Here is a 26,198-nt window from a genome sequence, read left to right on the forward strand (position 1 = left end):
GGTCATGCATAAACACCGCGCCTTGCTGGTGGCTGTCTCCCTCGGCCTCTGTACCCAATGGGCCGTCGCCGCGCCCCAGGTGCCGGAGCGCCTGAAGAACGTCGACAAACTCACCTATTGCTCGGGGATGGATTCACCGCCTCTGGTGTCCTTCGATGAAGCACAGAAACCCCGCGGGCTCACCGTCGACCTGGGCCTGGAGATCGCCAAGCGCCTGGGCGACAAACAGGTGCAGTGGCGGGTGATTCCGTTCTCTGGCCTGGTGCCGGCGCTGCTCGCCCAGCAGTGCGACATGATTGTCGACCAACTGTTCGACAAACCCGAACGGCGCCAGGTGATCGACATCGTCAACTACATGTATTCCAGCCAGTCGGTGGTGGTGCCCAAGGGCAACCCCAAGGGCATCAAGAGCCTGGATGATCTCTCCGGGCACAAGGTCGCGGTGCTCAACGGCTCTACCATCAAGACCCTGCTGGACGCGCAGAACGACAGCCTGGCCAAGGCCGGCAAACCACCGATGAAACTGGTGGTGTACAACACCGATACCGACGCCTTCCAGGCCCTGCGCATCAGCCAGGTTGATGCCTACGGCACCACCGTGGAAACCGCCGGTTATTACGCGGCGATGGCCCCGGAGCTGTTCCAGGAAGGCGTGCCAGCGTTCAGCCGCATCCTCACCGGTCTGGGCATGCGCAAAGATGATCCGCAACTCAGCGCCGCCGTGCAGCAAGTGATCAGCGACATGCGCAGCGACGGCAGCTACGTCCAGTTGCTGAACAAGTGGCATGTCAGCAGCGACACACTCGACTGAGGCACACCGGCGATGAATTTCAATTGGGATGTGTTCTGGCAGTACCTGTTGCAGCCGAGCGGGGTGTACCTCACCGGGCTGTGGCTGACCTGCCTGATCGCGGTGTCGGCGATGCTGCTGGGCTGTGTGCTGGGGTTGGCGGCGGCGCTGCTGCGCTTGTCGAAGAACCCGCTGTTGCACTTGCCGGTACGTTTTTATGTGTGGCTGATGCGCGGTACGCCGCTGCTGGTGCAGATCGTATTCCTGTACACCGCGTTGGCAGCGGGCGGGATTTTCCGCTTCGAGGATATCGCGCTGTTCGGCCTGGTCATCCCCGGCAATATCCAGGCGGCGATCATTGCCCTGGGCTTGAACGAAGGCGCGTACATGGCCGAGATTATCCGCGCCGGCATCGGTGCGGTGGACAAGGGCCAGTACGAAGCCGGGCGCTCCCTGGGCATGGGCTTTGCCAAGCTGATGCGGCGCATCGTGCTGCCCCAGGCGTTCCGCGTGATCGTGCCGCCGCTGGGCAATGAGTTCAACGTGATGCTCAAGAACACCACCCTGGTCAGCGTGATCGGCGTGCAGGAGTTGCTGCTCAGCACGCAGATGGTCACCTCGGCGACGTTCCGCGTGTTCGAGTTGTACCTGGTGGTCGCGATTTACTTCTTGATGCTCACCACCTTGTGGGGTTTTTTCCAGCGCTGGCTGGAGGCGCGCTTCGGCCAGTCCGACCGGCCATCCGCGCCGCCACCGGCGTCCAGCCGCATGTTCGGGCGCAGCACCTTGAAACTGCTGAGGGGACGATAACCATGGCGCACCAGAGTGAAGAACTGATCATCGAGGCGCTGGACATCCACAAGTCGTTCGGCACGCTGCAGATCCTCAAGGGCATCTCCCTGCAAGTGCGGCGCGGCGAAGTGGTGGTGCTGATCGGCGCCTCCGGCTCGGGCAAGACCACCTTTATCCGCTGCATCAACCTGCTGGAAGACATCCAGGGCGGGCGCATCCGCGTCAACGGTCGTGCCATGGGCTATCGCGAGCGCAGCGACGGCAGCCTGGTGCGTGATTCGGAGCGCAACATCGCGCGTCAGCGCCGCGACATCGGCATGGTGTTCCAGCGTTTCAACCTGTTCCCGCACATGACCGCGCTGGAAAACATCATCGAAGCGCCGATCCAGGTGCTTGGCACACCGCGCGCCGAAGCCCTGGAGCAAGCCCGTGGATTGCTGGCGCGGGTCGGCCTGGCGGACAAGGCCGGCCACTACCCGTCGATGCTTTCCGGCGGCCAGCAGCAGCGCGTGGCGATTGCCCGCGCCCTGGCGATGAAACCCCAGGCCATGCTGTTCGACGAGCCCACCAGCGCCCTCGACCCGGAAACCGTCGGTGAGGTGCTGCAGGTGATGAAGGAGCTGGCCGAGGAGGGCATGACCATGGTGGTGGTCACCCACGAAATGGGCTTTGCCCGTGAAGTCGCCGACCGCGTGGTGGTGCTCGACCAGGGCGAACTCATCGAGCAAGGGCCGCCGGAACAGATCTTCAGCCACCCCAGCCACCCGCGGACCCGAGCGTTTCTCAGCCGTGTGTTATGACCCGAAACCTTGTGTGGAAGAGCCTTTGCCATGTTGAAATTTTCTGCTCACGAGTACCCCTATCCCTCGCAACGCCAAAGCGTATTTGCCCGTCGCGGCATGGTTGCGGCGTCCCAGCCCCTGGCGGCCCAGGCCGGTATCCAGATCATGCAACAGGGCGGTAACGCCATCGACGCGGCGATTGCCACGGCGGCCGCGCTCACGGTGGTGGAGCCCACCGGCTGTGGCTTGGGCGGCGATGCGTTCGCGTTGGTCTGGTGCAAGGGCCGGTTGCACGGCCTGAATGGCAACGGCCACGCGCCGGCGGCCTTGAGTATCGAGGCGGTCAAGGCGGCGGGGCATGACCGCATGCCGCTGTATGGCTGGACACCGGTCACCGTGCCCGGTTGCCCCTCGGCCTGGGCCGAGCTGTCCGAGCGCTTCGGCAAATTGCCGTTTGCCGAGTTGCTGCAACCCGCTATCAGCCTGGCACGTGACGGCTTCCCGTTGTCGCCGGTGATCGCGCAGCTATGGCAGGTCGCGCTGGATGAATTCAGCCCCCATCGCGACTCGGCCCTGGACGCCTGGTTCGACACGTTCCTGATCGACGGCCGTGCGCCACGGGCCGGTGAGATATTCCGCAACCCGGCCCAGGCGCGCACCTTGGAAGAACTCGCCGCGACCCGTTGCGAAAGCCTGTATCGCGGCGCCCTGGCCGAACGCCTGGATGCCCATTCCAAGGCCAGTGGCGGCTACCTGCGCGCCAGCGACCTCCAGGATTATCGCGCCCAATGGGTGGACCCGATCCACATCAACTACCGGGGGGTGGACGTCTGGGAAATCCCGCCCAGCGGCCAGGGCCTGGTGGCGCTGATGGCGTTGAAAATCCTCGAAGGCTTCAGCTTCGATCACCGCGACAGCCAGCAGACCTGGCACCGCCAGTTGGAAGCGATGAAACTCGCCTACAGCGATGGCCTGCACTACATCACCGACCCGCTGCACATGCGCGTGGCCGTCGCCGACCTGCTCAGCGATGCCTATAGCACCCGCCGCCGTGGGCAGATCGGCGAACAGGCGCAGCCGCCCAAGCCCGGCGACCCCCATGCCAGCGGCACGGTGTACCTGGCCACGGCGGATGCCGAGGGCAATATGGTCTCGTTCATCCAGAGCAACTACCACGGCTTCGGCTCCGGCGTGGTGCTGCCCGACAGCGGCATCGCCCTGCAGAACCGTGGGCAGGAATTCAGCCTCGATCCGAGCCACGCCAACTGCCTGGCACCGGGCAAGAAAACCTTCCACACCATCATCCCCGGCTTCCTCACCAAGGACGGACAGGCCCTCGGCCCATTCGGCGTGATGGGCGGCTACATGCAACCCCAGGGTCATGTGCAGATGGTGATGAACCTGGTGGACTTCGGCCTCAACCCGCAAGCGGCCCTTGACGCGCCGCGCTGGCAATGGCTGGGCGACATGAAGGTCGGCATCGAACACGGTGCCTCTAGTGACCTGGCCAATGCCCTGGCGCGGCGCGGGCATCAGGTGCAGATCGTCAGCGACCTCACCGACTACGGGCGTGGGCAGATCATCCTGCGTGATCCGGTCAGTGGTGTATTGTGCGGCGGAACGGAGCCAAGGACGGATTCAACGATCGCAGTGTGGTAAGCGAAAAAATTGGCTGAAGGCTGTCCCTTTTTTTCACCTCGCCTGTCATTCCAGGCAAGTGAACAACATCGAGAGCTTCCGCCAATGCCCGCAGTCCGCCCCTTGCTCAAACTGAGCCTGATGCTGAGCCTCAGCGCCAGCCCGTTTTTCGCCGCCGTCAGCTACGCCGAAGACACCGCCGTCCGCCGCAGTTACCAAGTGCCGGCGGGCAGCCTGAGTGCGGCGCTGACGCGTTTTGCCGGGCTGTCGGGGGTCAACCTGTCGGTGGACCCGGCGCTGGTCAGCGGGCGCAGCAGCACTGGCCTGTCCGGCGAATACGGCGTGGAGGAGGGCTTTGCCCGCCTGCTGCAAGGCTCCGGCCTGCAACTGCAAGCCATGGGTGAGCAGGCCTACATGCTGGTGCCGGTGCCGGAGGGCAGCAGCCTGGAGTTGGCGCCCACGTCGATCCTCGGCACCACCGGCCTGTACGACGGCGACACCTACGCCGGTGGCCAGGTGGCGCGCCGCACGGCGCAGGGCATGCTGGGCACGCGGGACTTCATGGAGACCCCGTTCAGCATCACCACCTACACCCAGGAAGCGGTGAAGAACCAGCAGGCGCGCACCCTCGGCGACCTGATCAGCGCCGACCCCTCGGTGCGCGCCACCAACCCGGCCGGTGGGCGCTACGAGCAATTCACCATTCGCGGGTTCAGCCTTTTCAACAGTGACGTGGCCTACAACGGCCTGTACGGCGTGCTGCCGACATACACCATCGACATGGAAATGGCCGACCGCGTCGACATCCTCAAAGGCCCGAGCCAGTTGATCAACGGCATCTCGCCGCGTGGCAGCGTCGGCGGCGGGATCAACGTGGTGCCCAAGCGCGCCACCGACAAGGACATCAACTCGTTTACCGGCAACTGGGCGTCCGACAGCCAGGCCGGCGGCGCGGTCGACATTGGCCGACGCTTTGGCGAGGACAACCAGTACGGCATTCGCTTCAACGGCGTGAAGCAGTCCGGCGACACCGCCTGGGACCACCAGAGCGTCGACCGCGAAATGGCCGTGCTGGGCCTGGATTTTCGCGGCGAGCGCCTGCGCCTTTCCACCGATATCGGCCATACCGAGCGCGACACTGATGCCCCGCAGGAGCGCGTGCAGGTGGCGGCCGCTGCGCCGGTACCGAGTGCCAACGATGTGCGCCGCAACTATGCGCAGTCGTGGAGCAAGGCGCGCACCAATGACACCTTTGGTACGGTCAACGCCGAGTACGACCTCAGCGACAACGTGATGCTCTACGGTGGCGTGGGCGCGCGCAAAAGCAACCACGACTTCCTGCGCCACGCGGTTTCAGTGACCAATGCGGCCGGCGATTTCAGCGTGCAGCCGCGGGACTTCACCCGTGATGAAAACGTGCGCACCTATACCGCCGGCGTGCGCAACTGGTTCCACACCGGGCCGGTGAGCCATGAGGTCAACCTGGCCGCCAGCTACTTCGACATGGACTTCACCAACGGCGGTGCGCGGTATACGGCGCCGTCGAGCAATCTCTACAACCCGGTGCAGTCGCAGACGCCGTCACGGCCGACTCGCTTCGATCCCAAGGTCTATACCGAAAACAAATTCAGTGGCGTGGCCTTGTCCGACACCCTGGGCTTTTTCGACGACCGCCTGTTGCTCACCCTCGGTGCGCGCTGGCAGCGGGTCAAGGTGACTGACTGGAGCGACGGAATCAAAGGCGACACCGCCTATGACGAAGAAAAGGTGTCGCCGTCGGGCGGCCTCCTGTTCAAGGCCACCGACAAGCTGTCGTTGTACGCCAATTACATGGAAGGCCTGAGCCAGGGCAAGATCGCGCCGTCGACCTCGAGAAACGAAGACGAGATCTTCCCGCCGTTCATCAGCCGCCAGGTGGAAGTGGGTGCCAAGTACGATGCCGGTGCCTTCGCGGTGACCGCCGCCGTGTTTCGCATCAAGCAGCCGGCCTATGAAACCAATGCGACCACGCGGCTGTTCGGGCCCAATGGCAAGCGTGAGAACTCCGGCGTGGAGTTGAGCGTGTTCGGCGAGCCACTCAAGGGCTTCCGCCTGCTGGGTGGGGTGATGTACATCGACAGCACACTCAAAGACACCACCAATGGCACCTGGGACGGCAACCGCGCGCCGGCGACGCCCAAGTACAACGTCAACCTCGGCGCCGAATGGGACGTGCCGGGCCTGGAAGGCCTGACGTTGACCAGCCGTGGCATCTACTCCAGCTCACAGTACCTGGACCAGTCCAACGTCAAGGAAATCGACGCCTGGAACCGCCTCGACGTCGGCGCACGATATGGCTTCAAGGTGGATGACAAGCACATCACCCTGCGGGCGAACGTGGAGAACGTCGCCGATAAACGCTACTGGAGCTCGGCCGGTGCATCGGATGACAGCGAGCCGGGGCTGACCCTGTCGACGCCGCGCACCTACCTGCTGTCGGCCACCGTCGACTTCTGACACGGGGCTTGCTGTGGTGAGCGAGCCTCTGTGGTGAGCGCGCTTCCCGTGGTGAGCGGGCTTGCCCCGCGCTGGGCTGCGCAGCAGCCCCAACAAGAACATCACATCGTGCCAGGTAGAACGCGGTGCCAGGTTTTGGGGCGGCTTCGCCACCCAACGCGGGGCAAGCCCGCTCACCACAGAGGCCCGCTCACCGCACAGCCCAGCATCCACATGGCCGAGCAGGTCTTAAATGAGAATGTTTTTTGATCACGCCGCCCCGATATGGAATAGTACCCGCCGTTTTCCCCGGCCTGTCTAGCTGGGGTGTGTTAACGCCGAGGTCCTTGTCATGCGAATGCTGCGTTCCATCCCCACCCTGGCCGCCTGTGTCTTGGCGTTCTCGTCCAGCCTGCTGAGCGCCGCCCCCATCGACCTCAACGATGGCCAGCACGCCGTGCATCTGCCCGATGCCCCCAAGCGCGTGGTGGTGCTGGAGTTTTCCTTTCTCGACAGCCTGGCCGCCGTTGACGTCACCCCGGTCGGCGCCGCCGATGATGGCGATGCCAACCGCGTGTTGCCCCGCGTACGCCAGGCCATCGGCCAGTGGAAGTCGGTGGGCCTGCGTTCGCAGCCGAGCATCGAGGAAATCGCCCGGCTCAAGCCCGACCTGATCGTCGCTGATCTCAATCGCCACCAGGCGCTGTACAGCGACCTGGCGAGCATCGCGCCGACCTTGCTGTTGCCGTCCCGTGGCGAGGATTACCAGGGCAGCCTCAAATCCGCCGAGCTGATCGGCAAGGCCCTCGGCAAGAGTGCGCAGATGGAGGCGCGTATCCAGAAGAACCGTGAAAACCTTAAGGCCATTGCACAACAGATCCCGGCCGGCGCCAGCGTGTTGTTTGGTGTGGCGCGTGAGGACAGCTTCTCCGTGCATGGCCCGGACTCCTACGCCGGCAGCGTGCTTGAGGCCATCGGCCTGAAAGTCCCAGCGGTACGCGCCAATGCCGCACCCACCGAGTTCGTCAGCCTGGAACAATTGCTGGCCCTCGATCCGGGCTGGTTGCTGGTCGGTCATTACCGTCGCCCCAGCATCGTCGACAGCTGGAGCAAGCAGCCGTTGTGGCAAGTGCTCGGCGCCGTGCGCAATCAGCACGTGGCCGAAGTGGATGGCGACAGCTGGGCACGCAACCGTGGCGTGCTGGCGTCGGAGCAGATCGCCGAGGACGCGCTGGCGATTCTTAAAGGCGGCAAAGCCGTATTGAGCCAATAACCGTGCAACGCAGTTTCGCCGCCATTGGCATTCTGCTGTTGGGTGCCGTGTTGTTCTGGCTGTCGCTGTACAGCTGGTCACCCTTCACCCTGACGGCGACGGATGCCTGGAATGACCTGGTGCACCAGGGCAGCGTTGGCGGCAACATGGCCTATATCGTCGCCCAGTTGCGTGTGCCACGGGCCGTGTGTGCCGCGTTGGTCGGCGCCTGCCTGGGCCTCGCCGGCGCGCTGATGCAGGGCATTACGCGCAATCGTCTGGCGTCGCCGTCCCTGTTTGGTGTGACGGCGGGCGCCGCATTGGGACTGGCGCTGTTTTCCACCGGCCTGGTCGCACTGCCCTTTGCCGGTGGTGCGCTGTTGATGACCTGCCTGGGCGGCGCGCTGGCCTGGATCACGGTGTTCAGCCTCGGCGGTGCCTGGTCGCCGACCACGGCCCAGGGCCGCCTGGTATTGGCCGGCGTGGCCGTGGCGGCGTTGTGCGCGGCCTTGACCCGGCTCACGGTGATCCTGGTCGAGGCCCAGGCGCAAAGTGTACTCAACTGGCTGGCCGGCTCCCTGGCCAATGTCGGCGCTGCGCAGGTGCAGTTGCTCTGGCCGTGCACCTTGATCGGCGGCCTGTGGGCACTCTGGTGTGCGCCGCGCCTGAACCTGATCAACCTTGGCGAAGACGCCGCGCGCTCGTTGGGCGTGGGCATCGCCAGCCTGCGTCTGCAAGTGTTTGTCGCCAGTTTGCTGCTGGTGGGCGCCAGCGTGTGTGCGGTGGGGCCGATCGGGTTTGTCGGGCTGATCGCGCCGAATATCCTGCGTCAGTTCCTGGGCAATGACTACCGCTGGCTGATCCCGCTGAGCGCCGCATTGGGCGCGGTGATCGTGCTGGGGGCCGACCTGCTCAGCCGCGCCGTGGCCTTCCCGGTGGAAACGCCGGCGGGGGTGGTCACCGCGCTGATCGGCGCACCGTTTTTCCTCTTTCTTGCCAGGCGCGCCCTATGATCCGCCCACGACTGCGCCTGTGGATGCTGCTCGGCCTGTTGCTGCTGGCAACCGGGGTCAGCCTCAGCGCCGGCACGCTGTGGCTCACGCCGCACACCGTTCTGGAACGCCTGCTGGCCCACGACGCCCTCGACTTCGAAGTGTGGAACCACCGCCTGCCGCGCAGCCTGATCGCGATCCTCGCGGGTGCGGCCTTCGGCCTGGCCGGGGCGATTGTGCAGGGCGTGATCCGCAACCCGCTGGCCTCGCCGGAGATCCTCGGCGTGACCCAAGGCGCCGGGTTGGCGCTGACCGTGGCGATCATCGGCTGGCCACACCTGCCGATTGCCTGGCTGCCGCTGGTGGCTTGCCTCGGCGGGGCCGGCGGCGCGTTGCTGCTGGCGCTGTACAACACCGGCGTGAGTTTTTCCGGGGTGCGCTTTGCGTTGTCCGGAGTGGCGATTGCGGTGACCTTGTCCAGCGTCACCGAGTTTCTGATCCTCTCTCACCCCTTGGATATCAACACCGCGCTGCTTGCGCTGACCGGCAGCCTGTGGAGTCGCAACTGGCACCATGTGGCGCTGGTGTTGCCGTTCCTCGTATTGATCCCCGTGGGCCTGTGCCTGGCCAAGCCGCTCAACCTGATCGCCTTGGGCGATGAGGCGGCCCACAGCCTGGGCACCGCGCTGAGCCGTACGCGTTGGTCGGCGATGGCCTGCGCGGTGTTGCTCACCAGCCTGGGCGTGGGGGTGATCGGTCCGATTGGCTTTATCGGCCTGGTCGCGCCGCACATGGCGCGGCGGCTGGTGGGCGGGCATCACCAGTACCTGCTGCCGGCCGCGATGCTGATCGGCGCGTTGCTGCTGGTGCTCGCCGATACGCTGGGGCGCACGCTGATCGCGCCCAGCGAAATCCCCGCCGGGGTGCTTACGGCGGTGATCGGCGCGCCGTATTTTCTTTGGTTGCTGGCACGGTTCAAGGGTTGATGACATGAGTATTCTCCAGGCACGCGAGCTGGACATCGGCTACGGCGCCAGCCGTATCGTGCAAGGTCTGTCCTTTGCACCGCCCGCCGGCAAGGTCACCGCGTTGATCGGCCCTAATGGCTGCGGCAAGTCCACCTTGCTCAAGGCCTTCGCGCGCATCCTCAAGCCGACCCAGGGCGAGTTGACCCTGGATGGCCAGGCCTATGCCAGCCTGTCTGCCCGGAAGTTGGCACGGCAGATCGCGTTCTTGCCGCAAGTGTTGCCAGTGCCCGAAGGCGTCAGCGTGCGCCAGTTGGTTGCCTATGGTCGCAGCCCGCATAACTCGCTGTGGGGGCGCTTGAGCGGCAGTGATCAGGCTCACGTAAGCCAAGCCATGCAGCGCCTGGAACTGGACGTGTTGGCTGATCGCGCCCTGGCGGACTTGTCCGGCGGCCAGCGCCAGCGTGCCTGGCTGGCGATGGTGTTGGCGCAGAATGCGCCGGTGGTGTTGCTCGACGAACCTACCACTTATCTCGATATCAGCCATCAGGTCGAATTGCTCGACCTGATGGGCGAACTGGCTGCCGAGGGCAAGACCGTGATCACTGTGCTGCATGACATCAACCAGGCGTGCCGGTATGCCGATCACTTGGCGGTGATGCACGGCGGTAAGTTGGTGGCCGATGGTGTGCCGGGGGAGGTGGTCAGTGCAGAGCTGATGCGGCGGGTGTTTGAGGTGCAGGTGCGGGTGATGCAAGAGCCGGTCGCTGGGACGCCGATGTGCCTGGTTGAAAAAAGCACTCGGGCCAAGGCCTGATCAAGATCAAGACCGACTCGCTTCGCATCGTGGATACGGTTTTTGTTCTGTGTAGCCGGCCCGGCCTCCTGTGGCGAGCGGGCCTGCTGTGGCGAGCGGGCTTGCCCCGCGTTGGGCTGCGAAGCAGCCCCCAAACCACTCACGCAGGCATGCCAACGCACTCCCACATTTCAATGCTCGATAATCCTGGTTAACGGCCACTCGAAAGTGCGAGTGTGCTCCGCGTCGAAGGTGAAGTAAGTCCAGTGAGTTTATTGGGCTGCCATTTAATTGCGTGAAAGCGCATAAGTGGCTAATTGCAACTAGCGAAGTAGTGGCTATTAGCTGCTAAGGCTCTGTCACGGGGTTCTCGGTCATTGTGTCTATTTTATTCCCCCTCTTCAGGAACTAGCGCTATAACTTCCAGTCGATAACCCCGGCTTGTTCTCCCTTGGGTTATGGCTAACTAATGGCATGTTTAAGTAGTTCCAAATAGCCATACTTTTTCGCAATACTAGATACCTCAACCTTATGTCGTCAGCGCCTATCGATGCCTGCCAGATGCAGATCCCGCACACCGACCAGGTGTGTGTGTGGCTGATGCAGCATGCCGGGTTGAAAACGGTGGACCTGGAGCGCGCCCGGCGCTTGCCGTCGGATGACCTGCTAAGCCTGCTGACCCGCCTGGGCCTGGTTTCCGATATTGAATTGGCCCGTGCCTGGGCGGCTTTGCTCGGTGCGCCGCTGTTGCTGGCCGACGCTGCGCCGCCGTTGCTCGATCCTTTGCCCGCCCTGACTGAACGCTTTATGCGTCACTATCAGGTGGTGCCCATGGGCTGGACCCAGGGTGGCCTGCGCGTGCTGGCCGCCAACCCGGCGCTGCGTTATCCGTTCCAGGCCCTGGCCTATGCGTGCCAGGTGCCGGTGTGGCTGGCGATCGGCCCGCGCACTGAGGTCGACACGCTGATCGAGCGTTACTACGGCCAGGGCCGTTCGGCCATGGGCACGTTGATCGAAAACCTCGATGAACAAGGTGGTGCCCAGGACGATATCGAACACCTCAAGGACCTTGCCTCGGAAGCGCCGGTGATCCGCCTGGTCAACCTGATCCTGCAACGCGCGGTGGAGCAACGTGCTTCGGATATTCACATCGAACCTTTCGAACACCAGCTCAAGGTGCGCTACCGCATCGACGGTGTGTTGCACGACGCCGAAGCGCCGCCGGCCAGTTCGTCGGCGGCGGTGATTTCGCGGGTGAAGATCATGGCGCGGCTGGACATCGCCGAGCGCCGGTTGCCGCAGGACGGACGCATCATGCTGCGTATCCAGGGCAAGGAACTGGACCTGCGGGTGTCCACGGTGCCCACCAGTTTCGGCGAGTCGGTGGTGCTGCGCCTGCTGGACCGGCAGACCGTGCAGTTCGACTTTCCCAGCCTGGGCTTCGACGGCCAGCGCCTGGCCGCCTTCCTCGACCTGCTGGCGCGGCCCCACGGCATCCTGCTGGTCACCGGGCCCACCGGCTCCGGCAAGACCACCACGCTCTACACCGCGCTGTCGCGGCTCAACACCGCCGAGCGCAAGATCATCACCGTGGAAGACCCGGTGGAGTACCAGCTCGAAGGCATCAACCAGATCCAGGTCAAGCCCGCCATCGGCCTGGACTTCGCCGGGGCGTTGCGCTCCATCGTGCGCCAGGACCCGGACGTGATCATGATCGGCGAGATCCGCGACCTGGAAACCTGCCGCATCGCCATCCAATCGTCCCTCACCGGGCACCTGGTGCTCTCCACCCTGCACACCAACAGCGCCGCCGCCAGCATCACGCGGCTGCTGGACATGGGCGTGGAAAGCTACCTGATCGCCTCGACTGTCAGCGGCATCCTCGCCCAGCGCCTGGTGCGGCGCCTGGACCCGGCCACGTGTGTCGCTTTCGAAGCGCCGCCCGAACTGATCGCCGAACACGGCCTGGACCGCCTCACCGAACAACGCCCGATCCTGCTCTATCGCGGGGACTATCACGGCCGCAGCGCCCTCACCGAACTGCTGGTGATGAACGACGAACTGCGCAGCCTGCTGATGCGCCACGCCGACGCCTCGACCCTGGAACAGGCCGCACGCCGCGCCGGTTTGCGCACTTTGTATGAAGAAGGCTTGCGCCAGGCACTGGCGGGGATTACTTCGCTGGAAGAAGTGCTGCGCGTGACCCGTGGAGAGGACGCTTGAGCCTGTTCAGCTACCGTGCCCTGGACAGCCAGGGCGCGCCGCAGAACGGTACGCTGGAGGCCACCGATCAAACCGCTGCGGTGGCGACCCTGCACAAGCGCGGTTGGCTGCTGTTGCACATCGAACCGGCCGGCGGCCCCGGCCTGCGCAGGGCACGCGGGCCGTTGAAGGGCCAGGCGTTGGTGAGGTTTACCCAGCAATTGGCGACGCTGCTGGGGGCCGGTCAGCCGCTTGAGCGCTCGTTGAGCCTGCTGCTCAAGCAGCCCGGCCCACCCCAGGTGCGCGCGTTGATCGAACGCCTGCGCGACCGGGTCAAGGCCGGCAAGCCGTTGTCCGCCGCGCTGGAAGAAGAGGGTCCGGCGTTCTCGTCGTTGTACCTGAGCATGGTGCGGGCCGGTGAGGCCGGTGGCGCGCTGGAAGGGACGTTGCGCCAACTCAGTGATTACCTGGAACGCAGCCAATTGCTGCGTGGCGAAGTGATCAATGCGCTGATCTACCCGGCGTTCCTGGTGGTGGGCGTGCTGGGTTCCCTGGCGTTGCTGCTGGCGTATGTGGTGCCGCAGTTCGTGCCGATCTTCCAGGACCTGGGCGTGCCGATTCCGCTGATCACCGAGGTGATCCTGGCCCTCGGGACGTTTCTCGGCGCCTATGGCCTGGCGCTGTTGGCCGGGTTGAGCGTGATCGTTTGGTTGGGGGCCGCACGCCTGCGCGATCCGCTGTTTCGCGAGCGCTACGACCGGCGTCTGCTCGGTATTCGTGTGGTCGGCCCGTTGCTGCAACGCGTCGAAGCGGCACGCCTGGCCCGTACCCTCGGCACGCTGCTGAGCAATGGCGTGGCGTTGCTGCAGGCCTTGGTGATTGCGCGGCAAGTCTGTACCAACCATGCGTTGCAGGCCCAGGTCGGGCGTGCGGCGGAATCGGTAAAAGCCGGCGGCACCCTCGCCAGTGCGTTTGGCAGCCAGCCGCTGCTGCCCGAGCTGGCCGTGCAAATGATTGAAGTCGGCGAACAGGCCGGCGAACTCGACGGCATGTTGCTCAAGGTCGCCGACATCTTCGACGTCGAAGCCAAGCGCGGCATCGACCGCCTGCTGGCCGCGCTGGTGCCGTCCCTGACCCTGGTCATGGCGGTGCTGGTGGCGGTGATCATGCTGGCGATCATGCTGCCGCTGACGAGCCTGACCAGCAATATATAAAGGAGCTGACCCCATGAAAAAACCACGCCGCCAAGGCGGTTTCACCCTGTTGGAAATGCTCGCGGTGATCGTGCTGCTGGGCATCGTCGCCACCATCGTCGTGCGCCAGGTCGGCGGTAATGTGGACAAGGGCAAGTACGGCGCCGGCAAGGCCCAATTGGCTAGCCTGAGCATGAAGATCGACAGCTACGCCCTCGACGTCGGCGCACCGCCCACCAGCCTGCAACAGCTGGTGGACAGGCCCGGTGGCTATGCCAAGCCGTCGGACCTCAAGGACCCGTTCGGGCACGCCTTCGGTTATCGCTTTCCTGGCGAACACGGCGCGTTCGACCTGATCTTCTATGGCCAGGACGGCCAGCCGGGCGGCGAAGGCTACAGTGCCGACCTGGGCAATTGGGAGTAGGGCCGCCATGCTCCAGCGCGGCTTCACCCTGCTGGAAATGCTGGTGGTGATCCTGCTGATCAGCCTGGCTGCCAGCGTGCTGGGGCTGGGTGTGCGCCAGGGCTTGCAGGTGGCAAAGGAACGCCATGCGGTGGGGCAGATGGTGGAGGCGCTGCGCACCACGCGGGCAGGGGCGATTGTCAGTGGGCAGCCTGCGCGTACCGTGTTCGATCTGAGCGACCGTACGTTCCAGGCGCCGGGGCGAGCGGTGCAACGGTGGCCGTCCGAGTTGCATGTGACGCTGCACACCGCCGAACAGGTCGGCCCTGGTGTCGAGTTCTACCCCGACGGCAGTTCCACCGGCGGCAATCTCCTCGTGGCCAATGGTGCCCGGCGTTGGCGCATCGATATCGGCTGGCTCACCGGCAGCGTGCAAGCCAAGGCGCTGCCATGAAGCGCCAGGCCGGTTTCACCCTGCTGGAAATGCTCGCCGCCCTCACGCTGATGGCGGTGTGCAGCACGGTGCTGCTGGTTGCCTTTGGCCAGAGTGCGCGCTCGTTGTCCCAGGTGGCCCACAGTGACCGGCTGACCCACGCGGCGCTGACGATTTTCGACCAGGAAGCGGCGGGGCGCTTGAGCAACGGCGTCAGCCAGGGCGAACTCGACGGCATCCATTGGCAACTGATCAGCACCCGGCAGCAAGCGCGGATCGTGCGTCTCGACCTGGTCCTCAGCGAAGGCTCGCACCAGGCCCGCTTCAGCACCTTGAAGGCGCGCCTGTGAAGCGCCGCGAGCAGGGTTTCACTTTGCTGGAGATCCTTGTGGTGCTCAGCTTGCTCGGCGTTTTGCTGGTGCTGGTCGGCGGCGCATTGCTGGGGGCCAATCGCGCCGTGTCCAAGGCCCAGGCGTACACGGTGAGCCTGGATGAAGTGCGCGCCGCCCAACAGTTTTTGCGCACGGCGATCAGCGAGGCGTTGCCGCTGGCGGTGGGCGAGGGCGATGGTTTTTTCGTGGGCACGGCGCAGCGTCTGGAATTTGTCTCGACCTTGCCTGGTGTGCTTGGTGGCGGGATCCATCGGTTCAGCCTGCAACGGGTCGAACAGGCGTTGCAGGTGGGGTTTTCTCAACGTGAACCCCAGGTGCTGCTGAACAACATCGAGGCGTTGCAGTTCAGTTATCGCGGCGAGTCACCGCTGGGCCAGCCCACCGGCTGGGTGAGTGAATGGCCCTGGCCCAGGCGCTTGCCTTCGGCCGTGCGCATCGCTGCCAGCGTGGCGGGGCCGGTGCCCTGGGTCACCCAGGTGATTGCCTTGCGCTTGAACCTGTCCAGCGGGAGTGTTGAAGAATGAAGCGCCAACGTGGTGCTGCGTTGCTACTGGTGCTGTGGGTACTGGCGTTGCTCAGCGTGTTGCTCGGCGGTCTGGCCGGCTGGGTACAGCTGGAAAGTCGCCAGGCCCTGTGGCTGCGCCAGCACACCCAGACCGTGTTGGCCGCCGAAGCCGGTATCGCGCAGGTCATGGCCGATCGGCATTGGGTTGCCGATGGTCGCGACATCCCCCTGGCCTTTGACGACGCCCAATTGCACGTGAGCCTGCGCAGCGAGCGCGGCAAGCTCTACCTGATCAACGCTGATGCCCAGGACTTCACGCGCCTGGCCCTGGCCTGTGGCGCTACCCCGGCCCAGGCCACACAACTGGCCACGGCCCTCGAAGCACGACGTAACCAGGGCCTGGCGCCGTTGCGGGTGCTGGAAGAAGTACGCCAATTGCCCGGCATGACGCAAACCCTCTACAGCCGCTTGCTGCCCGAGATCACCTTGTGGAGCGACCTGGACCGCCCCGATCCCGCCTTCGCCAGCCCGCTGATGCGCAAGGCGCTGAACCTGCCGCGCCAGAACGCCGAAGGCGTGGACCCCGGCGAAGTGCTGGTGGTCGATAGCCGCGCCGAGCGGCCCGGCGGTTATCAGGCGCGGCTGCAAGTCACCGTTTTATTGAGCCCATCGGAGGACAGCGCACAACCCTACCGGGTGTTGCGTTGGCAAGAATGAATCGACTGGAACCCATCGCCCGACACTGGCGCGGCAGCCTGCTGCAACAGGGTTGGCAGGCATGGATCGCGGAGTTGCGCGCCTGTGTACCCGTTTGGCTGGCGTGGCAAGAGCCACCCGAGCAGATTCATCACTGGCCATTGAACGCGCCGGTCGCAACGGGCAGCACGCGCCAGGTGCTGATGCTCGGCGCCGACGCCGTGCTGGTGCAAAGCGTACGACTGCCCTTGGCGGCCGGGCGCAATCTCAGCGCCGTGGTCGGCTACGAGCTGGACCGCTACACCCCGTTCGAGGCCGACCAACTCTACTTTGTGGCGCGTCAGGAGCGACGTACTTCCACCCACCTTGAGGTGACGTTGGTGGCGATCCTGCGCGAACGCCTGGACCAGATCCTCGCCGACTGCGCCACCCTGGGCCTGCATCCCCATCGCGTGGATGCGGCGGACCTCGGCGTCGACCTGCTGCCCGCGCCATTGCGCCCGCAGCGGCCCGCCGGCATGGGCTTGCAACGCAGCCTGGCGTGGCTGTGCGGGGCGTTGCTGATCGCGGCGATGCTGCTGTGGCTCAACGACCGCCAGCGCGTTATCGACGTTATGCACGCCAGCGTCCAACAGCAAAAAGCCGAGGTCGCCGAGGTGCATGCGCTGCGCCAGCAACTGCTCAATACCCGCGGCGCGGCGCAGTACCTCACCCGGCGCAAACTGGCGCAACCGCCACTGGCAGCGTTGCTCAACGACCTGACCACCTGCCTGCCCGCCGACACCTGGCTGGATCAACTGGACGTGAAGGACGGCGAGATTTCCATCGCCGGCCAGAGCGCCAAGGCCAGTGCGCTGATCACTCGCATCAAGGGTTGCCGCAGTCTGGAAAACGCCCAGTTCGAAGGGGTGATCCAACCCGATGCGCGCACCGGCAAGGACCAGTTTGCCCTGCGCGCCCACCTACGCCAGGAGGCTGCCGATGCGCCGACCCCTCACACCCCGTGAACGTCGCGGCGCGGCCTTGTTGCTGCTGGCCGTGGTGGTCGGCGCGGCTTACTGGCTGTTGGTCGACAGCTGGTTTGCCGGCCCCTTGCGTGACATGGGTGAACAGGCCGAACAACTGCGCGAGCAACAGCAACGTTATGCCGGTGTGTTGCGCCAACGCGATGCGTTACGCCAACAGCTTGAGCAAGCCCGCCAGGACCCCGCCAGCAGCACCAGCCTGCTGCCGGGGGACGACCCGGACGTGGTCGCCGCCGATCTGATGCAGCGCCTCGCTGACCTGATCAATAGCCACGCCAACCTCGGCGGCGGGTGCAGCCTGAGCCAACGCAAGCCCATCACCCCGGAGCAGGACGACGGCGAGCCGTATCGCCAGGTCAAGGTCAGCCTCACACTCGATTGCGCCATCGAGCCCCTGGAAGCGCTGCTGCATGAGCTCGAATACCAACCGCCGTTCCTGTTTGTGGATGAGCTGCGCATCCGCCGCAGCCAGCAGGCGCCGGCCAGTGGTGGTGCGGGCAAGCTGGTGGTGCACCTGCTGGTGCGCGGCTACCTGCAACCGTCGCGGGTGACGCCATGATGAGCCGGTTGCGCCCCGTGGAGTGGGGCTTGCTCGGCCTGTCGGGGTTGCTGGGCGTGCTGATGGCGGTGATCCTCAGCAGCCTGGGTGATGAACCGCAATGGCTGCCCGAAGCACCTGTGCGCGCCCATCCCACCGCTCAAATGCAGGGGCTGCCCAGTGTGCCGTTGGACAACCTGGCCGCCACGTGGCAAGCGCCGCTGTTCAGCCCGGATCGCAGCCCGGATCGTGTGGTGGGCAAGGCGCAGGTCAGCAGCCTGGCCCATCTCACCCTCAGCGGCATCATGATCACCGGCAACCTGCAGATGGCCATGCTCAAGCAGGTCGACGGCCCGCTGCTGACCGTGCGCCTGGGCCAGACCCTGCCCAACGGCTGGCGCCTGGAACACCTCACTCCGCAATCCGCCCGTTTCAGCCTGGACGGTCGCACCCAGACCTTGAGCTTCTACGCCAAGCGCTTGCCGCCACCGTCCAAGCGACCCCCCCTTACTTTGCCCCGCGAGCCCCTCCCTTGATCGACATGCGCACCTCCACGTTATGCCTGGCCACCGCCCTTGCCCTGGGCGGCTGTGGCAGCTTTCCCGACCGTCTCGAACCGGATGATGAGCTTCTGCACGAGGCCATGCAGGGCACCGGCGCGCAACGCCCACCCAGCGAGGCGCCCCCAACGGAAGTTGCCCAGCCCTTGGTCAAGTCTCCCGCGCAGCGCCAGTTGATCCGGGGCAACCAACAGTTCGTGCGTGCGCCGGCGGCCACGCCGGGTGCGAAGGCAGAGGGCGGCGACATCGTGTTCAACTTCGCCGACCAACCCATCGAAGCGGTGATCAACAGCGTGATGGGCGACCTGCTGCACGAAAACTACAGCATCGCCCAGGGCGTGAAGGGCAACGTCAGCTTTTCCACCTCCAAGCCGGTGGACAAGCAGCAGGCCTTGTCGATCCTCGAAACCCTGTTGTCCTGGACCGACAACGCGATGATCAAGCAGGGCGACCGCTACGTGATCCTGCCAGCCAGCCAGGCGGTGGCGGGCAAGCTGGTGCCGCAGATGAGCGTGGCGCAACCTTCCAGCGGCTTGTCGGCGCGGCTGTTTCCGCTGCGCTACATCTCCGCCACCGAGATGCAGAAACTGCTCAAGCCCTTCGCCCGCGAGAATGCGTTTCTGCTGGTCGACCCGGCGCGCAATGTGCTGAGCCTGGCCGGTACGCCGGATGAACTGGCCAACTACCAGGACACCATCGACACCTTCGACGTGGACTGGCTCAAGGGCATGTCGGTGGGCGTGTTCGGCCTGCAACGCGCGTCGGTGGCCGAGCTGATGCCTCAGCTGCAAAGCCTGTTCGGCCCGGACAGCGGCATGCCCCTGGCGGGCATGCTGCGCTTTCTGCCGATTGAACGGACCAACTCGGTGGTAGCGATTTCTTCCCAGCCCCAGTACCTCAGCGAAGTCGGCGCCTGGATCCGCACCATCGACGAGGGCGGCGGCAACGAGCCACAGATGTACGTCTACGACGTGCGCAACATGAAGGCCGTCGACCTGGCCAAGTACCTGCGGCAGATCTACGGCACCGGCGCGATCAAGGACGACACGCCGGCCAAGGTCGCGCCGGGGTTGCGCACGACGACCCTGTCGTCACTCAATACCGGTGGCTTGCAGAACAACCCTCCTGCCGTTGAAGAACCCGAGCCGGAAGAGCAGCCGGTCGCTGCCACCAACGCCCTGGAGGCCGGCACGCGTATCACCGCGCAAAAGAGCAGCAACCAACTGTTGGTGCGCACTCGTCCTGCGCAGTGGAAAGAGATCGAAGCGGCGATCAAGCGCCTCGACAACCCACCGCTGCAAGTGCAGATCGAGACACGGATTCTTGAGGTCAAGCTCACCGGTGAGCTGGACCTGGGGGTGCAGTGGTACTTGGGCCGCCTGGCGGGCAATTCTGGCAGCACCACGGTGGCCAATGCCTCCGGCAGCCAGGGCGCGCTGGGCGGTGGCGGGGCAGGGCTGGGGGCGACGGACTCGTTGTTCTACTCATTTGTCAGTTCGAATCTGCAGGTGGCGTTGCATGCGCTGGAAACCAATGGACGCACCCAGGTGCTCTCGGCGCCGTCGCTGGTGGTGATGAACAACCAGCCGGCGCAGATTCAGGTGGGGGACAACATTCCCATCAGCCAGACCACCGTCAACACCGGGGATGCCGATACCACGTTGAGCAGCGTCGAGTATGTGCAGACCGGGGTGATCCTGGATGTGGTGCCGCGGATCAATCCGGGGGGGTTGGTGTACATGGATATCCAGCAGCAGGTCAGTGATGCCGAGAGCCAGAGTGGTACCAGCGATACGCCGGTGAATCCGCGTATTTCGACGCGTTCGGTGTCGACGCAGGTGGCGGTGCAGAGTGGGCAGACGGTGTTGCTGGGGGGGTTGATCAAGCAGGACAACGGGGAGAGTGTCAGTGCCGTACCGTATCTGGGAAAGATCCCGGGGTTGCGCTGGTTGTTTGGGAGTACCAGCAAGTCCAAGGATCGGACGGAGTTGATTGTGTTGATTACGCCCAGGGTGATTACCAGTAGTGGGCAGGCTCGGCAGGTGACGGATGATTATCGGCAGCAGATGCAGTTGTTGCGGCCGGGTAGGTAGGTGTACATATCCGTTTCTTCGGTAACGGCGGCTTATGGTTCCGCCCTTAAGGCGGCTAACCCGGCGTCCTGCCGGGTTACCCACGGATTCAAGCCTGCGTTCGGCCAGCGTGTTTGACGGGGCGCCCAAGATCAAAAGCAAGAGCGACTCGCTTCGCATCGTAGATACGTTTTTTGTTCTGTGTAACCGACTTACTGTGGCGAGCGGGCTTGCCCCGCGTTGGGCTGCGAAGCGGCCCCATCAAGGCTACGAAGTCTTTATGGCTAGAACGCGGCGTCTGGTCTGGGGCTGCTGCGCAGCCCAACGCGGGGCAAGCCCGCTCGCCACAACAAGGGGCGTTGGCGGTTTTTGAAGGTGGTTTAGTGACCCATGCGTCATTGAAGGCGATTCATCATGAGCGACCGCATTCAACGTACCAGCGTCGGCGACTTCCCGATTTTCCAGACCGTCACGGTGCCGGCATCCGCCAGCCTGATCTTCATCAGCGGCGCCTTGCCTGACCTGCACGATGCCAGCGCCCCGGCAGGCACACCGGCGGCCGATGGCATTACCGAAGTGCAACCGAACAAGCCCGCACGTACGGCGCTGCAAGTGGTGGCGTTGCCATTGCCCGGTGCGTTGGTTGAAGTGGAGGCGATCGCTGCAAGAACGCTGTGAGACTCAACGCGTCTTGGCAATCACACCGCTCATGTATTGATTCAAATCGCGGAAGTCGCTAACCCTCCACGCGAATGGCGCTAGCTTCACGCCGTTCTCTCGCAACGTCCTCGGGATCAGGTCGCCATTGGGGCGAAGGATGATTGAAGAGACGATAACGCCTGGGTAGTCATTCAGGCGTTTTTTGAACGTGGCGGTGGTCAGGTCAGGTGTCGGGGGATTGCTCTTGTTGGCCAGGGGGCCTGTGCCTTTGATATCGGCGCCATGGCACATCGCACACCGCTGGGTGAAGAGGGTTTTCCCGTTGGTGTTATCCGCCGAAGAGAATGACGGTTGGAGCAGCGATAGAGCGCCGAGCGATGTGATAAGTACTCGTTTCATTTCCATATGGCCTTAGTGTGTCAATCAGATGTGAGCCGATGGCGTCAAGGACGGTGGGCCAGCCAAGGCTGATTACTCCTGCAACTGCAACGCCCGCTGCTTGAGCTTGCGCTTTTGCTCGAACGGCAGCTTCTCATCATCCTCATACGGCGCGCTGTACCAGTTGCCATAGGTCGGGTTGGGCAACAAGAACCAGCGTTGTCCCAACCAGTGCATATAGGGCTCCACCGCCTTGCGCTGATCCGCGAGGGTGTTGTGGTCGGCCTGCACGAAATCCCCCAGGGAATCCCCGGCCATCAATAACACGCGGGCATGGGCGGCGACCCATTGGCGGCGGCAGTTCTTGCCGTAGCCGGCGCTTTCGCAGTGACCGGTGGGGGTGCTGGCGGCCAAGACCTGTTCGTCGCTTTCGATTGGGAAACCGCGCAGGCGCAGGTTCTTCACCGTGGCGGCGACCTGGCTGTGTTCGCGGTTGGTCAGGTAATAGACCTTGATGCCTTTTTGCCGGGCCGCTTGCAGGAACGCCACGGCACCGGGTAAGGCCTGGGCCTTGGCCTGGTCGACCCAGGTGTTCCAGCGGTCGTAGGAATAGACTTGGTTGTTGACCACGTCGCGGGCGTTGAGCGGCACGTTGTCCAGCAAGGTTTCGTCGATATCGACCACCACCGCCGGCGGCAACCCGTTCAGGTTGCGTGGCGCAAAGGGCAGGGCATCCCAGGTGGGATCGGCCAACGCCACGTCAAGTTGGCGGGTGGCATTGGCGAAAAGCTGTCGGTAAATCAACTCATGCTCGATAGAGGTCTGGGTCCAGAGCACGGCATCGAGTTGGTCATTGGCCGGCGGCGTTTGTTGGCAGCCCGCCAGCAGAAGCAGGCTGGCGAAGATCAGGTTGCGCATGGGCAGTCTCGCAAGTGAAGGTTGAATGGGCAGCACGTTAGCGTAATCACGGGCGCCAGACCGGCATGATGTGCTCATCAATCGCCCAGTGGGGTTGGCGAGGTCGCAGGCATACCCCACCCACCCATCGCACATGGCTGGCGTGATCCAGCCAGTTGGCGTGACCGTTCAGCACGGCTTGCCCCAGCGCAGTCAACGCCAGCACCTGGCGCGGCCATTCCAGGTGCGTCTCGGTGGCCGTGAGTAAAGGCTTGTCGCCATCGAGCAGCGGTTGCAACAGCGCATGAAACATCATGTCGCCCAGAAACGGCAGCGGTTCACGCTTGGCCATCAGTTCGGCAAACACCCGACCAAACGGCGTTGGCCCGTTCTCGGCGAGGTACGTCAGGGCCAGGCGCTCGGTCAACGAAAGGCCGTCATGCAGACCGGGCAGTTCCTGTAATTGGCGCAACAACGCCGGGGCAAGCAACGGCAAGGCGGGGTGGTTGTCGTGGGCCAGTTGCGCCCATTGGACGGGTGAGCTGTCGCAATACGCCGACCAGGCCTGTTTGGCCAATTGCACCGCATCATCCCCGATCAAGCGCCGCTGCGGCCACAGCCACGCCAACACATCCGGCGCCAGTTGGCCGATGCCGATAAAGCGCTGCACGCCGGGAATGCGGTCCACCTCGATGAGTTCCAGTGCGCGCGGCGCGTGTTCAAGGCCGGCGAGTGCGCGGATCAGGAACAGTTGGTCATAGGCATCCGCTTCGCACCACAGCACACTGTGGTCGGCGCTGGCCAATGCTTCGAGGTGGTCGTATTCGGCGTCGACGCGACGAGCTGCATCGGCTGCATCAATGGCAAAGGCCTGGCTGATAAAAGCGCTGCGCAGGGCGCGGAAGGCTTGGCGGGGCAGATTGCGGACCGGCCCCATGCACAGCGGGTCGGTGAGCATCCGGAACTGACCTTTGAACCCCGCCAGTTGCAGGCTGTGGGCAATGTCATTGCCGCAGCGCCAGTGGGTGGTGCGGGCTTCATCGCTGGCGGCAAAATCGGGGTGGCGGGTGGCGAAGTCGATGGCATCGACATGGGCCTTGAGCTTTGGCCAACTGCTGAAGCCCAGCTGCTTGGCGATTTCCCATTGGGCCTGGGACAAGGTAGCGTTCGGGTCTTGGGCTTTGAGGCGCGGCAGCAGTTCCTTGGCGCGCTTGCGCTGTTGCTCAAGGTTGAGACGGCCATCGGTGTTGAAGGGTTGGGACATACGATCTCCTTGCACAAACCTTTTCCGCTTCAAGGTGGGGAGTCGTAGAAAAAAGAGGATGTTGCAGTGTCCTGGGCGCAGCCCTTTCCGCGGAAGGTGGCGTAGAGAGCGCCAGGCAGGGAATATAGGCAGTGAGGTTTTTGATTGCAAGCCGTTCAACCGAGTAATGAGTTCATGACCGACACCCCGTTAATCGAAACCCGCGCCCTCACGCGCCTGGACGAGCGCCGCCAGGTGCCGTTGCTCCAGCCCACCGATTTCAGCCTGCAGGCCGGCGACCGCGTGTCGATCACCGGCTCATCCGGCTCCGGCAAAAGTGTGTTCCTGCGCGCACTGGCGCTGCTGGATGCGCCCACCTCCGGGCAGGTCCTGTGGAACGGCCAGCCGATCGGCAACGCGCAGATTCCCCACTACCGCTGCCATATCAGCTACCTGTCCCAACGCCCGGCGCTGCTCGACGGCACTGTGGAGGACAACCTGCGCTTCCCCTTCAGCCTCAACACCTCGCGCAAGCGCAGCTTCGATCTGGCGACAGTGACCACACTGCTGGGCCACGCCGGCAAGACGCCGGACTTTCTGGCCAAGCGCGCCGCCGACCTGTCGGGCGGTGAGTCCCAGGTGGTTTCGCTGATCCGCACCCTGCAGCTCAACCCCGAAGTGCTGTTGCTCGATGAACCCACCGCCGCCCTCGATCCCAGCTCATCCCGCGAAGTGGAAGCGCTGATCGACGCCTGGTTTGCCGGGGATCGTTCCCGTGCCTGTATCTGGGTCTCCCACGACCTGGACCAGGCCCGGCGCATGAGTGACCTCCACTTGCAGATGAGTGCCGGTGTGTTGAGCGGAGCGGCCCAGCCATGAACTATCAAAATCTCACCGCGCTGGACATGGGCATTGCCGCCTCGCTGATCCTGATCAATGGCGCGCTGTCGCTGCTGTTGCGCCTGGGCCTGGGCCGCCAATTGCTGTGGGCGGCGGTGCGCACCGTGGTGCAACTGCTGGCCATCGGTTACCTGCTGGGCTGGGTGTTCGAGTTCGCCTACTGGTACGTGGTGCTGCCGCTGATGTGCGCCATGACCCTGATCGCCGGCCTCTCCGCTGCCGGGCGTGGGCGGCGGACTTACCGGGGCCAGCGGGTCGACAGCATCCTGTCGGTGTGGGGCAGTTCGTGGCTGGTCACCGCCGTGGGCTTGTTTGCGGTGATCCGCATCCACCCCTGGTACGAGCCGCAGTACGCGATCCCGATCCTCGGCATGATCCTCGGCAACACCTTGACCGGCGTCTCCCTGGGCATCGAACGCATGACCCAGGAACTGACCTCGGGGCGCAACACCATCGAAATGATCCTGGCCCTCGGCGGTTCACGCTGGGAGGCCGCGCAGGAAGCTATCCGCCAGGCGGTGCGTGCGGGGATGATCCCGACGCTGAACCAAATGACGGTGGTCGGCATCGTCAGCCTGCCCGGCATGATGACCGGGCAGGTGCTGGCGGGAGAGAGCCCGGTGGACGCGGTGCGGTATCAGATCGTGATCATGTTCCTGATTGCCGCATCGTCGGCGTTGGGTACGGTGGGGGCGGTGCTGCTGACCTATCGGCGGTTGTTTTCGGTGAGTCATCGGTTCCTGAGGGACAGGCTCGAGGAGCGCTGAGCGGTATTGTTTCATCGGGTGAAATGCTCGATTGTAAATCCTGGTGATTCCAACGGCCGGGGCAGCGGTGGAGTATGCGGGGCGTCGAGACCCCCTTCTTTTGGAGCCTTTCATGATCAAACTCTATGGTTTTCCGTTGTCCGGCCACTCCCACCGCGTGGAACTGATGCTGTCCCTGCTGGGCTTGCCGGTGGAATACAACCTGGTGGACCTCAAGCAAGGTGCCCACAAGACCGCCGACTATCTGGCCACGATCAACAGCTTCGGCCAGGTGCCGGCGATCGATGACAACGGTGTGGTGCTGGCCGACTCCAATGCGATCCTGGTTTACCTGGCCAACACCTACGGCAAGGGCCAATGGCTGCCGGGCGATCCTGTGGGGCAGGCCCGAGTGCAGCGCTGGCTCTCGGCGGCCGCCGGTCAACTGAGCGCAGGGCCTGCGTCGGCGCGGCTCGCCACCGTGTTTGGTGCCGAGGTCGACACCGTCGCCGCCATTGCTCGTTCCCATGCCCTGCTGAAGCTGGTGGAGGCACAACTGAGTCAGAGCCGTTTCCTGGCCGGCGAGCAGCCTTCTATTGCTGATATTGCGTTCTACACCTACGTGGCCCATGCGCCCGAAGGCAATGTGTCGCTGGCTGACTACCCTCAGGTGCGCGCCTGGCTTGCCAGCATTGAAGCGTTGCCGGGGTTCGTCGGCATGCCACGCACAGCCGTGGGCTTGCAATCCCATTAACGCAAACCCTATGTAGTGAGCGAGCTTGCCTCGCGCTGGGCTGCGAAGCAGACCCAATAAGACCGCTGCGTTGTTTCAGAAAATACGCGGTGGCAGGTTTCAGGGCCGCTTCGCGCCCC

At 64.4% G+C, this 26,198-nt stretch carries 27 protein-coding genes; 24 read left to right on the top strand and 3 right to left on the bottom strand.

Annotated features, from left to right (window positions below):
* Positions 1–4 precede the first annotated feature (4 nt).
* The 21 genes from NL123_RS10400 (at position 5) to NL123_RS10500 (ending at position 21,179) form a co-directional block, all read left to right on the top strand.
* Positions 5–811: an ABC transporter substrate-binding protein gene (locus NL123_RS10400; RefSeq protein ID WP_494357701.1), complete on the top strand. Its 807-nt coding sequence runs from the start codon at positions 5–7 to the stop codon at positions 809–811.
* A gap of 12 nt (positions 812–823) precedes the next feature.
* Positions 824–1,600 carry an amino acid ABC transporter permease gene (locus NL123_RS10405; protein ID WP_058426249.1) on the top strand — a complete coding sequence of 259 codons (777 nt, stop codon included), beginning with the start codon at positions 824–826 and terminating at the stop codon, positions 1,598–1,600.
* Between the two features lie 2 nt (positions 1,601–1,602).
* Entirely contained in the window at positions 1,603–2,382 is a 780-nt protein-coding gene (locus tag NL123_RS10410) for an amino acid ABC transporter ATP-binding protein (RefSeq protein ID WP_494357702.1), read from the top strand.
* Positions 2,383–2,412: 30 nt separating this feature from the next.
* On the top strand, positions 2,413–4,023 hold the full coding sequence (locus NL123_RS10415) for a gamma-glutamyltransferase family protein (RefSeq protein WP_494357703.1): 1,611 nt from the start codon (positions 2,413–2,415) through the stop codon (positions 4,021–4,023).
* An 84-nt stretch (positions 4,024–4,107) separates the two neighbouring features.
* Complete coding sequence (locus tag NL123_RS10420; protein ID WP_494357704.1) at positions 4,108–6,498, top strand: TonB-dependent siderophore receptor; 2,391 nt, start codon at positions 4,108–4,110, stop codon at positions 6,496–6,498.
* 337 nt (positions 6,499–6,835) lie between these two features.
* Positions 6,836–7,750 carry a Fe(3+) dicitrate ABC transporter substrate-binding protein FecB gene (locus NL123_RS10425; RefSeq protein WP_494358294.1) on the top strand — a complete coding sequence of 305 codons (915 nt, stop codon included), beginning with the start codon at positions 6,836–6,838 and terminating at the stop codon, positions 7,748–7,750.
* A gap of 2 nt (positions 7,751–7,752) precedes the next feature.
* Entirely contained in the window at positions 7,753–8,742 is a 990-nt protein-coding gene (gene fecC / locus NL123_RS10430) for an iron-dicitrate ABC transporter permease FecC (RefSeq protein WP_494357705.1), read from the top strand.
* Entirely contained in the window at positions 8,739–9,707 is a 969-nt protein-coding gene (locus NL123_RS10435; RefSeq protein ID WP_494357706.1) for an iron chelate uptake ABC transporter family permease subunit, read from the top strand. Before fecC ends, NL123_RS10435 begins: the two co-directional genes overlap by 4 nt.
* 4 nt (positions 9,708–9,711) lie before the next feature.
* Complete coding sequence (fecE, locus tag NL123_RS10440; RefSeq protein ID WP_494357707.1) at positions 9,712–10,503, top strand: Fe(3+) dicitrate ABC transporter ATP-binding protein FecE; 792 nt, start codon at positions 9,712–9,714, stop codon at positions 10,501–10,503.
* A 510-nt stretch (positions 10,504–11,013) separates the two neighbouring features.
* Entirely contained in the window at positions 11,014–12,705 is a 1,692-nt protein-coding gene (locus tag NL123_RS10445) for a GspE/PulE family protein (protein WP_494357708.1), read from the top strand.
* Positions 12,702–13,898 (top strand): type II secretion system inner membrane protein GspF, encoded by a 1,197-nt coding sequence (gene gspF / locus NL123_RS10450; protein WP_248482715.1) that lies wholly within the window; start codon positions 12,702–12,704, stop codon positions 13,896–13,898. Before NL123_RS10445 ends, gspF begins: the two co-directional genes overlap by 4 nt.
* Positions 13,899–13,911: 13 nt before the next feature.
* Positions 13,912–14,301 (top strand): type II secretion system protein GspG, encoded by a 390-nt coding sequence (locus NL123_RS10455; protein WP_248482713.1) that lies wholly within the window; start codon positions 13,912–13,914, stop codon positions 14,299–14,301.
* A 7-nt stretch (positions 14,302–14,308) separates the two neighbouring features.
* Positions 14,309–14,734, top strand: coding sequence for a GspH/FimT family pseudopilin (locus NL123_RS10460; protein WP_248482712.1), 426 nt, complete (start codon positions 14,309–14,311; stop codon positions 14,732–14,734).
* Entirely contained in the window at positions 14,731–15,063 is a 333-nt protein-coding gene (locus NL123_RS10465) for a type II secretion system protein (protein ID WP_248482710.1), read from the top strand. The genes NL123_RS10460 and NL123_RS10465 overlap by 4 nt, the downstream gene beginning before the upstream one ends.
* Positions 15,060–15,629 (top strand): type II secretion system protein GspJ, encoded by a 570-nt coding sequence (locus tag NL123_RS10470; protein ID WP_248482708.1) that lies wholly within the window; start codon positions 15,060–15,062, stop codon positions 15,627–15,629. Before NL123_RS10465 ends, NL123_RS10470 begins: the two co-directional genes overlap by 4 nt.
* Positions 15,626–16,327 carry a type II secretion system minor pseudopilin GspK gene (locus tag NL123_RS10475; RefSeq protein WP_494357709.1) on the top strand — a complete coding sequence of 234 codons (702 nt, stop codon included), beginning with the start codon at positions 15,626–15,628 and terminating at the stop codon, positions 16,325–16,327. The genes NL123_RS10470 and NL123_RS10475 overlap by 4 nt, the downstream gene beginning before the upstream one ends.
* Positions 16,324–17,313 (top strand): PilN domain-containing protein, encoded by a 990-nt coding sequence (locus NL123_RS10480; RefSeq protein WP_494357710.1) that lies wholly within the window; start codon positions 16,324–16,326, stop codon positions 17,311–17,313. Before NL123_RS10475 ends, NL123_RS10480 begins: the two co-directional genes overlap by 4 nt.
* Positions 17,288–17,890 carry a type II secretion system protein GspM gene (gspM, locus tag NL123_RS10485; protein ID WP_494357711.1) on the top strand — a complete coding sequence of 201 codons (603 nt, stop codon included), beginning with the start codon at positions 17,288–17,290 and terminating at the stop codon, positions 17,888–17,890. The genes NL123_RS10480 and gspM overlap by 26 nt, the downstream gene beginning before the upstream one ends.
* On the top strand, positions 17,887–18,405 hold the full coding sequence (locus NL123_RS10490; RefSeq protein ID WP_494357712.1) for a type II secretion system protein, XpsN-like: 519 nt from the start codon (positions 17,887–17,889) through the stop codon (positions 18,403–18,405). Before gspM ends, NL123_RS10490 begins: the two co-directional genes overlap by 4 nt.
* A gap of 5 nt (positions 18,406–18,410) precedes the next feature.
* Entirely contained in the window at positions 18,411–20,522 is a 2,112-nt protein-coding gene (gene gspD, locus NL123_RS10495) for a type II secretion system secretin GspD (RefSeq protein ID WP_494358295.1), read from the top strand.
* Positions 20,523–20,915: 393 nt separating this feature from the next.
* Positions 20,916–21,179, top strand: a complete 264-nt coding sequence (locus tag NL123_RS10500) for a RidA family protein (RefSeq protein ID WP_494357713.1) — start codon at positions 20,916–20,918, stop codon at positions 21,177–21,179.
* Between the two features lie 3 nt (positions 21,180–21,182).
* On the opposite strand, the gene NL123_RS10505 is transcribed toward NL123_RS10500, so the two are convergent.
* From NL123_RS10505 to NL123_RS10515, 3 genes are all read right to left on the bottom strand, one after another.
* Positions 21,183–21,560, bottom strand: coding sequence for a c-type cytochrome (locus NL123_RS10505; protein ID WP_494357714.1), 378 nt, complete (start codon positions 21,558–21,560; stop codon positions 21,183–21,185).
* Between the two features lie 72 nt (positions 21,561–21,632).
* Positions 21,633–22,457 carry a 5'-nucleotidase, lipoprotein e(P4) family gene (locus NL123_RS10510; RefSeq protein WP_248482695.1) on the bottom strand — a complete coding sequence of 275 codons (825 nt, stop codon included), beginning with the start codon at positions 22,455–22,457 and terminating at the stop codon, positions 21,633–21,635.
* Between the two features lie 46 nt (positions 22,458–22,503).
* On the bottom strand, positions 22,504–23,700 hold the full coding sequence (locus NL123_RS10515; protein ID WP_248482694.1) for a DUF1835 domain-containing protein: 1,197 nt from the start codon (positions 23,698–23,700) through the stop codon (positions 22,504–22,506).
* Between the two features lie 174 nt (positions 23,701–23,874).
* Here NL123_RS10515 and NL123_RS10520 point away from each other — a divergent pair, with 174 nt between their 5' ends.
* The 3 genes from NL123_RS10520 to NL123_RS10530 all read left to right on the top strand — a co-directional run bounded on the left by NL123_RS10520 (position 23,875) and on the right by NL123_RS10530 (position 26,079).
* On the top strand, positions 23,875–24,558 hold the full coding sequence (locus NL123_RS10520) for an ABC transporter ATP-binding protein (RefSeq protein WP_248482692.1): 684 nt from the start codon (positions 23,875–23,877) through the stop codon (positions 24,556–24,558).
* Entirely contained in the window at positions 24,555–25,346 is a 792-nt protein-coding gene (locus NL123_RS10525; RefSeq protein WP_058426118.1) for an ABC transporter permease, read from the top strand. Before NL123_RS10520 ends, NL123_RS10525 begins: the two co-directional genes overlap by 4 nt.
* Before the next feature lie 112 nt (positions 25,347–25,458).
* A complete protein-coding gene (locus NL123_RS10530; protein ID WP_248482690.1) occupies positions 25,459–26,079 on the top strand; it encodes a glutathione S-transferase family protein in 621 nt (206 codons plus the stop codon).
* Positions 26,080–26,198: the final 119 nt, after the last annotated feature.

The sequence above is a fragment of the Pseudomonas sp. FBCC-B1565 genome (genome assembly GCF_059133265.1).